The following is a 14949-nucleotide window of genomic DNA, read 5'->3' as shown; positions in this document are numbered from 1 at the left end:
TCTAATCCTCTCTACCATGACCAATCGACATCAGGTGCCTGATTTTTAACCGTGAAGATCCGTTCGATCACATTTTGTGTAGCTTCTGAATCTATGGATTGCCGATCAGCCTGCGTCACAAACTCCTCGATGGTCGGCTGGCCAAACTCTTCGAATACAGTTAGTCGCACTTCGTATTGCCCAACATCTCTTACCTTGAGATTCAAACGATCTAAATTCTCATTGCTAAAAATAACCCATTGCTCACCTGCAAAACTACCGTTGTTATCTGAATCGTAACGGTATTCCCAAAGCCTACGAGCCACAATATCTTGATCTGGAGAGTAAGAGATATCATCTATTGATAGGGTCGCTTGTTTACCATCTGAAGGATTGCGATACACTGTTCCAGCCATCGTAAAGTATGCAAAAGGCTTCTGGTCTGGTGCTATATCAAAAGTTGTTTCGTTTCTCGCAGTTAGCCCTAATGTATTCTCCACATAAATGGTTGCTTTATATTTCCCTGGCTTCTTGAATAGCACATCTTTGCTATATACTCCGTTCAGCGATCCGCTATATTTAATATCAGAATTCGTTCCACCTGATACGGCTGTGATGGTGAATTTAGTCTTAGCATCTACTAATGGGTAGTGGGTCGGGCTACTAACGTAACTTTGTATGATAACCTTTCGATTTTGCTTTAATGTACCATCTACCCTGATAGATGCATCTGGTTTTGGCTCAATGACATTAACCTCAGTACTAGTACTTCCAGTCATTTTGTCGTCGTCCATTACAGTCAAAGCAAGTGTTTGTTCCCCCAAATGGTCTTTATCATACCAAAGCGTTCCCCTTGGCAAAGTGCTCAATTCTCCCTTAGCATTAGGCGTATCCCAAAAGTAATCCGTAATATAACCATCGGGGTCATACGACCCTGCTGCACTGGCTACAAACTCTTGTCCTGCTTTTACAGTTTTCGGTGCATTTATAAGAGCTACTGGAGGTTTTAACTCTCTCGGTAGTTCTGACGGTGATGTAGGACCTGGAAACCCTCCTCCCGGAGGATCTGAGGTTGTATACACTCCTGCTTTGACTGTAAAAGATTCTTTTAACGAGTCGAACTTACTTCTTTTGGTCACGACTTCATTCTTAAATCTCACTACTATACTTAGTTCGTACTCTTGACTGTAGTTACTTTTACCTGCCACTTTCTCCTTCGGAATTTCAAACTTGAAAGTTTCGTTTGCCGTTAGAGTTTTGGTATACACCTTTTTTGTCTGGAGTGAACTGTCATTACCTTTCTCTTTGGCATAAAAAATCCATTCTGAAATATTCGAAATATCTTTATAGGATAGCAGCTCACCCTTCAATGCGATCTTAACCGAAACATTCTTATTATCAAACTTAATTGGGTTTGGATTAGGTTGTTCTAGAATTGCAGAACCTGTGAGTGTAGCTTCATCTGGGAGACCATATTCAAAGCTGACTGTTCCCCCGTAGCTGTAAGTGGTGACTTTAGCGTCTGCAGTGTAATAATATTCTGCGAATGCTAGATATCTTCGTCCTTCTGCCTTTCCAGTTAAACTATCATTAATTTCAGCCTTCCAAGGAACACCTATAGGAATCGTATAGTTTATAATAACTCTTCCATTTTTAAATCTCGGATCTTCTCCATATGGAGATTTTTTGGTGTATTTAGGCTTTATAGTAGACTGAATAATGTCTTCAGATTCTATAATCTCGGTTTTCGATCCGTTATACCATTTTAAGTAATCTTTTTCTTGATAAGGACCTGCAGTTACTGAGGTTACAGGTGGATTCTTGGATGGATATCCATCCTCAGTAGGCTTATCATATGTCACCATACTATCTTTTTTTTCACTGTACTCATTAATTTGCCATCTTTTACCGTCTGAGTATAACCAAATTGAATTATAGATTTCAGTTTTATACAGTTCTTCAAAAGAAGCTCTATAACCCTGCACACCTTTAATATCTTTTTGATTAGAGATTCCCTTTAACGTAACTTTAATCTTCTCATTCTCCAAAGATAGGCTCATTTTTTCATTAGATCCACTGTATTTTAAAGTACCTGTCTTGACTGATGAACTAGACACTCCACTAGGAAGTTCTAAATAAAAATCTTTAGCTGCATTGTTTGACCCTTGCAAACCTGTAGTAATAGGAATAGCAAGCGAGGTCAATTTCGTCTCAGCTGCATGTACTGAAGAAATGGATGTCATATGTGGGATAAGTAACAGAAGGCAAATGCTTGAGATAAATATTTTTTTCATACCTACTACCCCTGAGAGTTGACTACAAATTTCTCATCAAATTCACCGTCATGAAATAACCGAATAACAAAATAATTAATGTCTTGATCATATAAATAAGCTTGGTAAGTAGATAATTGCTCTCCTGGCTTAAGGCTATAATAATAAAGAGCTTCTTTATTATTTAGTTTTTTTAGGTTGGCCGTAGGCCAAATTTCATCTATTTGTCCAAATCTCTGCAGAGTTAAAGTCCACTTTTCTTTATGATCATCCAATGTTCTTTTCACTGTTTTTTTACTGTTATTTATAATTGTGATCTTAGTCCAAATGAGGTACCTAGGATTACTAACCATAGCACTGAATGAATCATAATCATATTGTCTCACTAAATTTTGTGCATCTTTTGACTTGAAATCATAAATCATAAACTTCTCCAGCGTATAACTAAGCCCACCCGCCGTAAGCGTAACCGGCAACTCTAAATCCTTTTTCAAACCATATTTACTTAAGTTATCCCTCATAATGGGTGCTGGTGTAGCAGCAGGTTTTGCTGTAGCTGATGGTGTAGATGCGGTTACTGGTGTAACCGCTGCTGCGTTAGTAATCACGTTTTGCCCCAATACCATGCTAAGTAACATTGTTGTAGTCAAAGCTGCTCTTAAAATGTTCTTCTTCATCACTGAATCTCTCCCTTTTCTTTAATTGGCTTTTCTTACTTATTGAACTTATACTCCTGAACTGCTGGCACCCTGATGGGCTGTTGTGTTTTGGATCTGAAGATCAGAACCGGGTGTTCCGTCTCTATGACGGCAATAACCGAAGGACCTGCGATGTATTTGGTTATGCCATATTCGCTATCCTCGTATAAAAGTGGAAAATTCACGCCATCGGAATCGTCAATAATATCGAACTTCACAATCTTTACTTGTGTCTTAAAACGACTGCCCCCTTGGGGGGAAAGGCCGCTATCAAGGCCTAGATTGTTCTGCAGGGTTTGCTGAAAAGTATCGTACGCATCTTCGGGATCTATAATCAGACGACCACGAGTCAATTCGGTCTCATCTAATTCCTGTGCGGCATCGTGAACAGCGATATTATTTGCGTCTTTTAACATGCTGCGCAGCTGGTCCCACTCCTGATTCTGGATCTGAAAGAACCAGGAGTAGATAAAGATCAGTAGGACAAATGCCAGCTTAATAATGTAATCCATAAATTACGCTCATCCCTTAGTCAATCGAGATACTCACTCATAATTGATCCATGCCCATAATATCGAGTCGGCTGCGAAACCGTAGAAAAATTATAAGGAAACAGATTTATCCGCGGCGCGGTTACATACACATCAATTCGTTGCTTTCGCTCTTGAACGGTGTCTGTACTGCTAGTAATTTCTATCGAAGCTTCAGAAAATCCAATCGCCTTCAGATGCGAAATTACTTCATTCCGCATAGAAGCTGTAACCATCCCCTCTGTTGCTGCTTTTTGTGTGATATAGGACGTATTAGCTTTGACCTGTAAATCTAGCAGATAATCTATGTAGGAGAAGATAGGCTGCAGGATAATAAACAGGACTAGCCACATGAACAATGCCCGGAGGACGGTCTCCTTCATTAGACACGCCTCCTTCTAATACTGTTCCACTTGCTTAGTATGTGAGATGATATCGTCCTGACTGCTGCCGATCATATGCGTAGCTACCGTGACAAACATCCCCGCAATTACAAAGCCAATGGCCAAAAACATAGCGACGGAAATAGAGTCTTTTTTCATCTGACTTATACCGAAACGTGAGTCATGGACATAGTTAGTGCAGTCTGGCTGGAATCCAGCGGTTGAGTTAGAGATACCCCCGGGATCGTCGGTCTATTATCATCGGCAGCATTAATCACGTCACGCACCAGAGGAATCAAAATGGCAATTACGATGGCCACACACAAAAAACCGATAGCGATAAACAAACCTGTAGAAATAGCGTCTTTTTTCATTGTTAATTTCTCCCTTTTTATTTTAGGTTTTAAAAATAAGGTTGAATATACAATTTTTCACTGGAACATGCCGACTCCATTAAAATTTCCTTTGATTAGCAAAATGTACTGCATCGCCATGGCAACGATCATCAAAAAAGTAGCAATCGATGGAATAACATTAATAATCGTCGATAGATCACCGATGAAAGACCATTTTTTTAAATACTGATCGCTGGAGATTTTGGAGATAATCTTGCCTTGTTCACGCAAATAGTTTGCAGCTTCCGTGTCATCATCCATGCCTTCTGTCGCCAGCAAAATGGACCGGATGTCATTAATAAAGTGATGGTTATCCGGAAATTTGGCACAAAACCATTCAATCGCCCCCTCCACACCCTCATCTACTGCCCGTTCTGACAGCTCATACAAGTCCTGACGTATATATTGAAAATGTCCCGCTGTACTCCCACAAAAAGCACCAAACTGCACATATCCGCGCTTACGTAGGCGATTATTCTCATAGAGACGGATAAAGGAGATCAACTCGCCATCTTTTTGAATATTCGTCTTTTGGTGAAGCCACGCCAACACCCAACCAAGCGGAAGATAACGCATCGGACTGCTGATTACGAGAATAAGTAGAGCAATTAGAGGGTCATAGAATGAAAAAGGAACAGATCGGATGAAATCGCTGACGACTTGGCTAAATAAATAGATGATTGCCGCTGAATAACGAAATAGCGTAACTTTTCGAGCTGAAATTGATAAACCGCATTCATTCAACAATTGCTGAAATCTATCACTCTGCACGTGTTCACCCAGCGAATTCCACCGGATGCCCAGTCGGACAAGATATCGTTCCTGCTTATTGCTGCTGCTCACAAACACAAGTAATGCGACATACACGATCCCGATCACTGTAATTAGTAGTAATAATCTATCCATAGTTCATCACCTTAGTGGTAGTCCAGTTTGGGCCTGGCAAGAATAGTACTGATCACAAAAGAGATAAAAAGGCCGGAGACGATCACCATCAAAAAGGAAAGACCTACCGTAGTTTCGAACTGCAGTTGAAAATAGATATCGGGCTTCAGCATATACATAAAGGTACCAACCGTAGATACCAGCACCAGAAGATTCCCATATAAGCCAAGGCTGATCGCATCTCTGCTTCCTGCTTTTACAGTTAAAATCGTCTCTCTCTGCTGCTCCATAGAACGATTCAACAGCATTAGCGAGCTTTTTAAATAACGGGTTCCCTCCTTCTCGGCATAGAGCAGATCTGATATAAACTCTAAAGCGAAGGTGGTGCCAATCGCACTGGAGAATCTCCCTGCCTCCTCAACAAGCTCCTTCTCATTACTGTAATTAGAAAATGCGGCACCAAGCAGCTTCAGAGGACTCTTTAGTACATTTTTATCTGTTAGAAAATCCGCTGTACGATCAAGAATCGAATCTACCGACAAATGTGTGAATTTGGTGGAGATTTTGACCACATCGAGGAGATCGTAGCTTCCATGTACCTTCCGCTGTGCATAGATGTATCTCATACGAAAATAAGGAATCGTCGCAGATATTACAGCTATAAAAAGCGGAAATCTCCACGCCCCCTGAATCGGCTGTCCTTCATTAAAAGTAATCCCCTCCAAAAAAGGATTGTTAAAACTCAACCTTCCAGGGAGCTCACTAAGTGTCAGTAGTCCTGATAAGAAAACCGCAATAAACAAAATGGCTGTACGCATAACAAAACGCATAACGCTAATACCCGGTTCATACTTCCGGTGTACGAAATACAGAAGCTTGTCCAGATGGCGGTAGAGCCACAGCCTTTTTTTAACCGAGCTAACTCTTTTGCCAAAAATGCTCATCTTATGTTTAATTCGAAAATCGAATTTCTGGACTACCTGCCGTAAATGCCTTTCGATGAGCAGTTTGGTGAGTAACCACAGTCCCCACACAATCCATAAATGAAGAACAAAACGAAAAATATAAAATAGTAAATCCATATCTGCACCTCCTCACTCATTAAGTACTATCTTAGATTTCAAGCTTTCTTTAAGCGGCTGATCCATTGGTTTTGTTGAAGCAAGTCGTCCCAGCTCTTTTTGGAGAATCCGCGTAGCCTGTGCATTTTTCTTAGTCATTTTCAGCATCAGATTTTTCGTCAGCTTGTCATTATAAGACCAACACATTTCCTCCGGCTCCCAGCGCATAAGATCATTAGCAAACACTGAATTTCTATCCTCTTCGTAAAAGATTTCTGATATTCGCACCAGCCGCTTCTTCCCGTTCGGGACACTCTCCAAAATAAACACCAGCTCGCATGATTTCAGCGCAGAGATCAAATGCCCCTTTAAACTCCCGCCAATTCTTGTCGACACAGCAAACGCACCTTGATAAGGAATGTCCTCCGAATCCACGGTGTGGAAGGTTCCGGTGATCCCGTCGTATCCTTTTTCCCCACTCCACAAATAAAATTCCCACTCGTTATAACGCATCTCCGTCATATACAAAATATTTGGGTCATGCCGCAGCGACTCTACTCCCACCTCCATCAGTTCCTCATTCGCAGCTTGAATTGGAATAATCCGATGGCCTTTAATTTGATACGGTAAAATGGATTCCGGATGTTTCTCTATCATCACTACTCCCATGCAGGATGAAGAGCCAAGCAGTTGCTCACCAACGATCGTATTGGCAAAGGTTGTTTTTCCTGACCCTACAGCACCCGCAATAATGGTATTGCGAAACGTGGACGATAACGCCCGAATGAACTCAACCGCCTCGGCAGGAATACATTCCGTACCCGCTTGATCCTCCAAATCCAGAAATTCCACAACCTGTCGCCGCAGTGATATCGTAGTAAAACCCTCCCAGACCCTAGGTGATACCCAAATCGCAAGCCGAATAAATCTACCTGGCCAAAGCGGATCATCCATTTTGAACTCCACCGAAGGATTATCCTTGTTCAGCTTTTTATTGGGATCACTTTTTAGCAAGGAACGCTTCAGCTGCTCCACCCGATCCAGTGAAGGCATCTCATACGGGTAAGCTATAAACTCACCTTTATGGTTATAAAAAATTTGCTTCCCAATCATTTGTAATCCGGTTGACTCGCTGTATGCACGATCAGTAAACCAACGATACGCTGGTCCAAAACCCTTCCACTCGTGATACAGGGCCTCTGCCGCCGTTCGGTACGCTTCTGGAACCTTTCCAGTAAAAGGTGTTTTTCGTAAGTACTTCTCAATCTCATTCATAAAAAAGCTAACTGCCTGCGGATCGCCAATTAATGCCTTTGCATTTAGCTCGAAGTAAGCGTCATCCTCACGTTCTAACCCTTCGTTCATCTCGGTTTTCATTTTTTGTAAAAAAGCATAAAAATCTTCCTTGCCCGGTTTGCTAGTGCGCAGCACGCTTTGTTTTAGAGAAAAGAGTGGACGACTCGCGAGAGTTTCAATCATAGAAATATCCCTTTCTTTTTGGCCTCTGGCGCTAATCCCATCGACACCAATAGAGAATGTACCTTATCATCCACATGCTGTAGCTCTTTTTTGCCTAGAGGCAAGCTTTCCTGCAAGGGCTGGTAATACGGTAACTCCAGCAAGATTTCAGTGCCAAATCTAAGGGCCATATTTTTGGACGAAGATATTTCCTCCACATTACTGCGGTTAATGATCAGCTGGAAATCATGCGGACGCAGATCTATATGCCCCGCAAGCTCGAATAGAGGTTCTAATCTGTGTTCATGTTTAGGATGAGTGACAATCATGCGTAACGACGACTTTTGCATACCGACATACCACGCAGCACTCTCGGGAATTGAACCGAAATCAGCAATAACCACATCCGCATTTGCTCCAGCTCTAGCCAAGAAATATTCGATCTCTTCCTCCAGATAATCCTGGACACTCAAGTAGTCGTAATTCCCCGGTAGATACAAATAGCCATCCTGCCTAATCAATTGCTCGAAATCTTCATCATGAATCATCTTCCCTGTAAGCTTGGGGCGCAGTTTGTCTAGACTTATCGTCGCTTTGCGGTCATACCCGGGGTCATATAAATCCAAACCAAGTACAAGAACACGTAGACCTGCCGCAGCAATTCGTCTTGCGAACAGCTTCGCCACACTCGTGCAGCCAATGCCTGGACCTGAGCCAAAAAAGCCAACCAAATTGCTCCGTTCCTCGCCATCCTCTTCCAGGATAAAACGAATCTTCTCTATCACTGCTGACGAGGTAGAACGAGGAGGAATAAAATATAGACCTAAGCTTTCACATAACATATGCACAGCTTGATAGCCGCGAATTCCCTTTTGCAGATATAAATACAGGATCATAGAGCTTGGATATTTGTATCGCAGCTCGCTAAGCGCTTGAACAGATACCTGGTCACTAGTAACCATTAACATATGACCTTCGGTATGCGCCGGATCGGGATACACGTTTTGTGTAACTACATTAAATCCCGCGTTTTTGATATCATTAATCGTTAACTGATCTATGCCCAGACTAAATATTTTCAAGGCAATCTCCCCCTACTCTACCCGTACGATCCACAGTTTTTTGCCCTGCTCCAAAAATTGCCCTAACCGTTGACCCTCACTTTTCTTCAGCTTCAATTCTGGTGTCGCCACCTTGCCAGTAGAAGTGAATCGGTTATTGTTGTTGCCTTTCTCAGAATCCTGTACATCATTATTGTCTTCTGTTCGCACATAGTTCACGGTAACTCCAGATAAAAAGATCTCTTTAGCAGGATCGCTAAGCAAGCTTTGTTTTTTCACCTGTTCCTCGTTTTCTTTTTTAACTGTATTTGAACCAAGCGCCTCTCGCTGCTTCTCTCGCTCACCTTCTACAAGATAAATGTCTACCTTATCCCGGCTTCGCAACGAACCATTGATGGCATAAATAGCCTCCTTCGGAATAGGAAATATACCTTCATCCTGCAAAGGCTCTAAATCACTAACATCCACCAGTGATGCTGTCAAAATACTACCGTTAGTCAGATTTACATTCGTAATTTTGTACTCCACTTGTGCGATTTCCGTAATTACACCAGAGGGTATATCCTTGGTCTGAACAGAATCCAGATACAAATCACTTGCTTTCAGCTCATAATTTTTAGGTAGAGATTCCCCAGCTCCCACCTTAACTTTGACCACGGTTTGGGAAAGCACGTAGGGCTTGAAATAGAAATCATAACCTAGCAATCCCCCGAATCCAGTAATCAAAATGAGACTTGCGAAAAAATAATTACGTTTTAACAAACGTCCCCGCTGTAACGCCAAACCTTCCACCTCCTTAACTACATGATTTTTGAGAACGACAAAAAGCACCTTGGCATAAATAGCCAAGCTGCTGGTAAAATGCTTTTTTACCTGATAGAGATTTAGTGAACTATTAAATTAAAGGGTTCCGGTGAAAGCCCTCGGGCATAACCGTTGCTTTCACCGGAGAATACCTTTATTTAAATACTACAGTTTTGTTCTGATGGACGAGAATCCGGTCCTCGATATGCCATTTCACCGCACGAGCCAGAACAACACGTTCAATGGTACGCCCAATCCGTTTCAGCTCAATAACATCATCACTGTGGCTTACCCGCTGCACATCCTGTTCAATAATCGGTCCACCATCTAGTTCTTCAGTAACATAGTGAGCGGTTGCCCCGATAATTTTCACCCCACGTTGGTACGCTTGGGCGTATGGATTGCCGCCAATAAAGGCAGGCAGGAAAGAGTGGTGAATATTAATAATCTGATGGCGATAATGCTCAATAAAGGACGGCGAGATAATCTGCATATACCGTGCCAATATAATCACATCGATATCGTCTCCGATGACCGCTAACTGGCGTTTTTCTGCTTCATCCTTAGTATCCGCTGTGACTGGAATATGATGAAATGGAATGCCAAACGACTCGACATAAGATTTCATATCCAAATGGTTACTAACGACGAGGGCAATATCGGCATCGAGATCGCCCGCTTGCCACTGCCAGAGCAGTTCAACAAGACAATGGTCTTCTTTAGAGACGAATATGGCAAGTTTCTTCTTATGACGAACATTAAAAATCTTCCAGTCCATCTTAAAACGCTCCGCCACTCCGCCAAATTGAGAGCGAATCTCTTCCAGACGATCGCCTAATTCAGGTAGGTCAAACTCGACTCTCATAAAGAACATTCCACCATCTGGATCCATCGTATACTGATCCGACTGCACAATATTTGCGCCATGCTGATACAGAAAGTGTGATACAGCCGCCACAATTCCCGGTCCGTCAGGACAGGAAATGAGCATACGTGCCCGGTTGGAATAATGCTCGACACCTGACGAATTGTTTCTTTTTACGTGTAATTCCATGACCCTCTTCCCATCCTCTCATCTACATACGCAATCTGAAGTATAGCTTAAGCGTTCACGAGCACTTAATTGCCTGCTAACCAAGCAATTAAACGATGATTAATAGCTTCCTCGCTTAGTTGCGGGAACAACTGGGCAGCGACAACTTCATCGTACAGACGCTCCAGTGGTTCACGTGGATCAGCTTTTTTAGCTTTGGCATCGTTCTTCAGCAGCTCCCAGACATTAAGTACATATTGACGGGAATCAATCTCCTGCTTGGCAAAAAATTCACGTAATGTTTCAACATCCTGCACGAATTCCGGTCCAAAGCGTTCAGCTACGTTACCACGCAGCAAAGCGATCTCCACCTCATACATCGGACGTTGTGTCTTAGCATCTTTACCAATCCATGGGGTCTCCAGAATGAAAGGCAGACCTTCCAGCTTTTCATGGTGTACGATTTTGTTAATCGTATCAAACCCAATCCAACCTGAGCCAATTGGCGTGTGACGGTCTTTGCGAGCGCCACATGGATTTTTACTGTCATTAATGTGGATTACACCAAGACGATTCAACCCGATAGTCTCATCAAATTTGTTGAGAACACCGTCCAAATCATTAACGATATCATAACCAGCATCATGAATGTGGCAAGTATCAAGACAGACCGATAGACGTTCGTTATGTTCGACCTTAGCAATAATAGAAGCGATTTCTTCAAAACTGCGGCCGATCTCTGTTCCCTTACCAGCCATAGTTTCTAGAGCGATATGCACTTCCGTTTCATTCGTGCCTCCAAGCACCTCATTCAGGCCATCTGCAATCCGCTGAATACCATATTCAGCATCTTTATCAGTGAACGCACCTGGATGTAATACAATATGCTTGACCTCAAGTGCATGGGTACGGCGAATTTCCTCTTGCAGGAAATCAACAGCCAGTTGGTACGTATTCTCTTTATAGGAAGCGAGATTAATAATGTAAGGTGCATGGACAACAATCTCCTCTACACCATTCTCTTTCATAACTTGCTTCCCTTCGTTGGGATACATGGCATCAATCGGCTTGCGGCGCGTATTCTGCGGCGCTCCTGTATATATCATAAACGAGCTGGAACCATACTCATTTGCTTCATTTGCTGCGGTCAAAAGACCCTTGTCCGAGCAAGACACATGTGAACCTATTTTCAGCATACTTCTTCCCTCTTTCCTTCACGAATTAACCCCTATTCTACCGTGATCGGAAAAATAAATCTAGACGAGGCCAATATGCCGGGTTCTGCTTCGCAAAACTTTGGAAATAAGCTATACTTTAATATGAGAATAATTCGTGTGAGAATCCTCATTGCCAAAAGGTGGTGTATGCATGTTTATCCAATCAGGACTTGGTTTATTATCCACACCGAGCAATTGGTTTATGAACTCTATCGCTTTCTGGACATTTATGCTGCTTGGTTCCATGTGTATCGGCGGTTTTTTTATGTTCCGCAAATTCCTAAAGGTCCTGCCCAAAGCTGATGGAAAGTCAAAGCTAGACTGGCAAAATTACTGGGTAGAACGTAGCCGCCCGCTCTGGAGTGACGAAACAAAAGCCTTTTTGGACCAGCTTGTTCAGCCTGTACCTGGTCCATTTCGTGATATTGCGAAGCATTCTATTGCTGCCGAGATCGGAAAAATCGCCGTCGAGAGCAATGCAAAAGAAGTTACTCGCGATCACTGCATTAAAGGTTACATAGTTGCCACACCGCGGCGCGATAACCGTTTTCTTGTCAATTTTCTCGAAAAGAATAAAATTGATTACTCTGCTTACCAGCATTTGTTTAAGTAATTTTTAATGAATTGTACGATTTAGAACGGAGGCCCTCCTTTGAAATATGTGATATGTGGCGGCACCGGTTTTATAGGTAGCGAACTAACAAAATACTGGCTGCAAGCAGGTAATGAAGTTGCTATTGTAGGTCGGAATTTACCAAAAGACGCAACAACAATTCATCCTAAGCTGAGTTACCACACCTGGGACAGTCTAAGTTCTAATCCCGCTCCAGTGGAAAATGCAGCTGCCCTAATTAATCTCGCCGGAGCTTCCCTTAGCCAGCGCTGGAGTCCAAGTGGCAAAAAAGCGATTATGCAGTCCCGACTTGCAACCGTTTCCGCAGCAGCTAAGTTAGTAGATCAAATGAAGCAAAAGCCTTCCGTAATCATTCAGGCTTCCGCCGTGGCGATTTACGGTACCTCTTTAGAGGATACTTTTAGTGAATCCTCACCAGCCCAGGTCATGGATTTCCCTTCAGAAGTAGTTAAGACATGGGAAGAGGCTTCAGATGAAACCTACCATGATATCCGCGTGGTCAAGCTGCGTACCGGAGTTGTGCTCGGCAATGAGAGCGGAGCATTCCCAAAAATGAAGCTGCCTTATTTATTAGGTTTTGGCGGCAACATTGGCTCTGGAAAGCAGTGGCTCTCTTGGATCCATCTGACGGATATTGTGCGTCTAATTGATTTCTGTACGCAAAATCCAACGATTAACGGACCTGTTAATGCGACTGCTCCACATCCGGTAACGAACGAAGAGTTCGGCAGAACGATTGGCAAAGTCTACAAACGGCCGCACTGGTTCCCTTTGCCAGCCTTCCTGTTAAAAACAGCAGTCGGGGAATTATCCGAAATCTTACTCAAAGGTCAGCGCGTCCTGCCCGCAGCGGCATTAAATCATGGCTTTGACTTTACCTTCCCTACACTTCAAGTCGCTTTAGAAGATTTGAAAAAACAAAAATTGTAGAGCCACATTCATCGTTAGAACTCACCTTCATGCTGTATGAAATGTGTAGCTTCCTTTTATAATTTTAAATGTGGTCCCCTCTGTTAGTGGATACTCTTTATACGGGACCATGGCTTCACCTTGAAAAAGCGTTCCATTTCTGGAGTCAAGATCCTTCAGAATATATCCGCTGGTGCTTCTAGATATCTCAGCGTGTACTCTAGAGGCTCCTTCTGATCTTTCCACATATTGAGCCACCTCTGCCGATCGGCCGATAATGAAGCTAGTTCGATTTAACTCGATCATTTCCGCCTCTTCATCCTCCTCACCGCTTCTTTGGAGATAAGGAATACTCCGATCCAGCTTTTCGATTTGTCGTCCTTGCTCAGGCATTTTCTCCCGTGATAATAAAGTTGTTGGTGCTATGGCTTCTGGTGCTTTAACAGAACAATGTTCCTCTGCTAGTGATTCATGACGGGTTGCCGGAACGTTAGCTGCTGAATCTGAGGATTGCGGAGTTATCTTTGGAATTGATGTTGGAGGACGCGTAGAAGCCACAGGATTCCTGCCAAAATTCCACTCCAATTCTTTCCGACTCGGATTACAGTTAGTATCTTCCGAATCCTCACTCAGACAATCCTCATCTTCTTTACCAACCTTTAGCCTTCCGCTCCAAACCATCCAGCTTAAAACAGCCAATACAATCGTCACAACTCCACAGACGGCAAGCCATAACGGCTTTGGACTATCCAAATATAGAAACTTCCACAGGAGTGCATCGCCTAATAGACACCCTAGCACTATATAGGTTCTTGAGCTTGAGGCTTGCGGATTCGTTACCTGTTCATCCTCCAAGCTTAGAGACAGGCTCTCCTTCTCTTTTATCTTAAGATTAGGATAGCTGCTGATCCAAGGAGTAGCAGTCGGCTGCTCCAATCCCTTATCTTCGCGATGCTCATATATTTTTCTTAATGGTGGAGCTGCTGCCTCTTTCACTAGATATTCTTTTACGCCTTCATGAAGCTGTCTTTCAGGTGTAACGGGCTCTCTTTCTGTCAGCAACTCTGATAAAAGAATCTTTAAGCCAGCTGGAGTAAATCCCTCTTCACTGCAATATTGCAATAGTCTTTGCACACCACTGCCAGTAAGCTCTGTGATAGATGCCATTAACACCATGATTAGTGACTTGAGTGACTCTCCAAGCTTTGAACCAGACTTATTCTCCTGAATGGGTATGTAGGTCAGGTATACTTTACCGCTCTGTAACGACCCTTCAATAAAAATGTAATCTGCATGCAAAGCATACTGTTCCGCCCGCAGCATATATAACCTGCCATCTTCCATGCCTTGGGCAATTTGCAGCAATAACCCGAAAAATGAGCTCATACTTAGCTTCTCTCCTTTGAGTAGATGACTAAGCATTTTTTTGCGTAAAACAGCGTATTCCATAGTAACCTTCATATCTATTTCTCTAAGTAACAGCCTCAAATGATGAGGAATGTCGGTGTTCATCAGCATGCGCGCCTGAATCAAATTAAGCTTCTCCTCAGGTATTCCTTCGGGTTCACCAAGGATCATATATATACCATCCTGTTGTATAAAATCACGGGTTAATCCGAACAACAAAAC

Annotated in this window: 16 protein-coding genes; 2 read left to right on the top strand and 14 right to left on the bottom strand. The window is 42.8% G+C overall.

Features of this window, described 5'->3' with window-relative positions; translation table 11 throughout:
• Nucleotides 1–11 precede the first annotated feature (11 nt).
• The 13 genes from MHH50_RS06165 to MHH50_RS06105 all read right to left on the bottom strand — a co-directional run bounded on the left by MHH50_RS06165 (nucleotide 12) and on the right by MHH50_RS06105 (nucleotide 11756).
• On the bottom strand, nucleotides 12–2273 hold the full coding sequence (locus MHH50_RS06165) for a PKD domain-containing protein (RefSeq protein ID WP_340034093.1): 2262 nt from the start codon (nucleotides 2271–2273) through the stop codon (nucleotides 12–14).
• A gap of 5 nt (nucleotides 2274–2278) precedes the next feature.
• Nucleotides 2279–2929 carry a hypothetical protein gene (locus MHH50_RS06160; protein WP_340034092.1) on the bottom strand — a complete coding sequence of 217 codons (651 nt, stop codon included), beginning with the start codon at nucleotides 2927–2929 and terminating at the stop codon, nucleotides 2279–2281.
• Between the two features lie 35 nt (nucleotides 2930–2964).
• Entirely contained in the window at nucleotides 2965–3462 is a 498-nt protein-coding gene (locus MHH50_RS06155; RefSeq protein ID WP_076128182.1) for a hypothetical protein, read from the bottom strand.
• Nucleotides 3463–3482: 20 nt separating this feature from the next.
• Entirely contained in the window at nucleotides 3483–3863 is a 381-nt protein-coding gene (locus tag MHH50_RS06150; RefSeq protein WP_340034091.1) for a hypothetical protein, read from the bottom strand.
• A 15-nt stretch (nucleotides 3864–3878) separates the two neighbouring features.
• Nucleotides 3879–4022 carry a hypothetical protein gene (locus MHH50_RS06145; protein WP_162636675.1) on the bottom strand — a complete coding sequence of 48 codons (144 nt, stop codon included), beginning with the start codon at nucleotides 4020–4022 and terminating at the stop codon, nucleotides 3879–3881.
• Between the two features lie 5 nt (nucleotides 4023–4027).
• On the bottom strand, nucleotides 4028–4237 hold the full coding sequence (locus MHH50_RS06140; RefSeq protein WP_076137569.1) for a hypothetical protein: 210 nt from the start codon (nucleotides 4235–4237) through the stop codon (nucleotides 4028–4030).
• A 57-nt stretch (nucleotides 4238–4294) separates the two neighbouring features.
• On the bottom strand, nucleotides 4295–5164 hold the full coding sequence (locus MHH50_RS06135) for a hypothetical protein (protein WP_312149724.1): 870 nt from the start codon (nucleotides 5162–5164) through the stop codon (nucleotides 4295–4297).
• An 11-nt stretch (nucleotides 5165–5175) separates the two neighbouring features.
• Nucleotides 5176–6225 carry a hypothetical protein gene (locus MHH50_RS06130; RefSeq protein WP_076282023.1) on the bottom strand — a complete coding sequence of 350 codons (1050 nt, stop codon included), beginning with the start codon at nucleotides 6223–6225 and terminating at the stop codon, nucleotides 5176–5178.
• A 12-nt stretch (nucleotides 6226–6237) separates the two neighbouring features.
• Nucleotides 6238–7683 carry an ATPase, T2SS/T4P/T4SS family gene (locus MHH50_RS06125; protein WP_312149725.1) on the bottom strand — a complete coding sequence of 482 codons (1446 nt, stop codon included), beginning with the start codon at nucleotides 7681–7683 and terminating at the stop codon, nucleotides 6238–6240.
• Entirely contained in the window at nucleotides 7680–8744 is a 1065-nt protein-coding gene (locus MHH50_RS06120) for a hypothetical protein (protein WP_076128191.1), read from the bottom strand. Before MHH50_RS06120 ends, MHH50_RS06125 begins: the two co-directional genes overlap by 4 nt.
• 12 nt (nucleotides 8745–8756) lie before the next feature.
• Nucleotides 8757–9506, bottom strand: coding sequence for an SAF domain-containing protein (locus MHH50_RS06115; protein WP_340034090.1), 750 nt, complete (start codon nucleotides 9504–9506; stop codon nucleotides 8757–8759).
• Nucleotides 9507–9681: 175 nt separating this feature from the next.
• Entirely contained in the window at nucleotides 9682–10581 is a 900-nt protein-coding gene (purU, locus tag MHH50_RS06110; RefSeq protein ID WP_076219715.1) for a formyltetrahydrofolate deformylase, read from the bottom strand.
• Nucleotides 10582–10646: 65 nt separating this feature from the next.
• Nucleotides 10647–11756, bottom strand: a complete 1110-nt coding sequence (locus MHH50_RS06105) for a deoxyribonuclease IV (protein ID WP_036681702.1) — start codon at nucleotides 11754–11756, stop codon at nucleotides 10647–10649.
• 172 nt (nucleotides 11757–11928) lie between these two features.
• Here MHH50_RS06105 and MHH50_RS06100 point away from each other — a divergent pair, with 172 nt between their 5' ends.
• Both MHH50_RS06100 and MHH50_RS06095 read left to right on the top strand, forming a co-directional pair.
• Nucleotides 11929–12390 (top strand): DUF2621 domain-containing protein, encoded by a 462-nt coding sequence (locus MHH50_RS06100; RefSeq protein WP_036681700.1) that lies wholly within the window; start codon nucleotides 11929–11931, stop codon nucleotides 12388–12390.
• 39 nt (nucleotides 12391–12429) lie between these two features.
• Complete coding sequence (locus MHH50_RS06095) at nucleotides 12430–13341, top strand: TIGR01777 family oxidoreductase (protein WP_340034089.1); 912 nt, start codon at nucleotides 12430–12432, stop codon at nucleotides 13339–13341.
• A gap of 27 nt (nucleotides 13342–13368) precedes the next feature.
• Here the strand turns inward: MHH50_RS06095 and MHH50_RS06090 are convergent, their stop codons facing one another.
• On the bottom strand, nucleotides 13369–14946 hold the full coding sequence (locus tag MHH50_RS06090; RefSeq protein WP_340034088.1) for a DUF6382 domain-containing protein: 1578 nt from the start codon (nucleotides 14944–14946) through the stop codon (nucleotides 13369–13371).
• Nucleotides 14947–14949: the final 3 nt, after the last annotated feature.

The sequence above is a fragment of the Paenibacillus sp. FSL H3-0302 genome (assembly GCF_037982245.1).
GTDB lineage: Bacteria > Bacillota > Bacilli > Paenibacillales > Paenibacillaceae > Paenibacillus_AQ > Paenibacillus_AQ odorifer.
The sequence above is the reverse complement of the archived record's forward strand: the minus strand, read 5'-3'. Positions and strand labels throughout refer to the sequence as shown.

Bases quoted from the DNA above. Each gene is read 5' to 3' on its own strand.
- MHH50_RS06105 (WP_036681702.1), bottom strand. From the start codon at position 11,756: ATGCTGAAAATAGGTTCACATGTGTCTTGCTCGGACAAGGGTCTTTTG.
- MHH50_RS06165 (WP_340034093.1), bottom strand. From the start codon at position 2,273: ATGAAAAAAATATTTATCTCAAGCATTTGCCTTCTGTTACTTATCCCA.
- MHH50_RS06100 (WP_036681700.1), top strand. From the start codon at position 11,929: ATGTTTATCCAATCAGGACTTGGTTTATTATCCACACCGAGCAATTGG.
- MHH50_RS06145 (WP_162636675.1), bottom strand. From the start codon at position 4,022: ATGAAAAAAGACTCTATTTCCGTCGCTATGTTTTTGGCCATTGGCTTT.
- MHH50_RS06130 (WP_076282023.1), bottom strand. From the start codon at position 6,225: ATGGATTTACTATTTTATATTTTTCGTTTTGTTCTTCATTTATGGATT.
- MHH50_RS06160 (WP_340034092.1), bottom strand. From the start codon at position 2,929: ATGAAGAAGAACATTTTAAGAGCAGCTTTGACTACAACAATGTTACTT.
- MHH50_RS06155 (WP_076128182.1), bottom strand. From the start codon at position 3,462: ATGGATTACATTATTAAGCTGGCATTTGTCCTACTGATCTTTATCTAC.
- MHH50_RS06135 (WP_312149724.1), bottom strand. From the start codon at position 5,164: ATGGATAGATTATTACTACTAATTACAGTGATCGGGATCGTGTATGTC.
- MHH50_RS06140 (WP_076137569.1), bottom strand. From the start codon at position 4,237: ATGAAAAAAGACGCTATTTCTACAGGTTTGTTTATCGCTATCGGTTTT.
- MHH50_RS06125 (WP_312149725.1), bottom strand. From the start codon at position 7,683: ATGATTGAAACTCTCGCGAGTCGTCCACTCTTTTCTCTAAAACAAAGC.
- purU (WP_076219715.1), bottom strand. From the start codon at position 10,581: ATGGAATTACACGTAAAAAGAAACAATTCGTCAGGTGTCGAGCATTAT.
- MHH50_RS06150 (WP_340034091.1), bottom strand. From the start codon at position 3,863: ATGAAGGAGACCGTCCTCCGGGCATTGTTCATGTGGCTAGTCCTGTTT.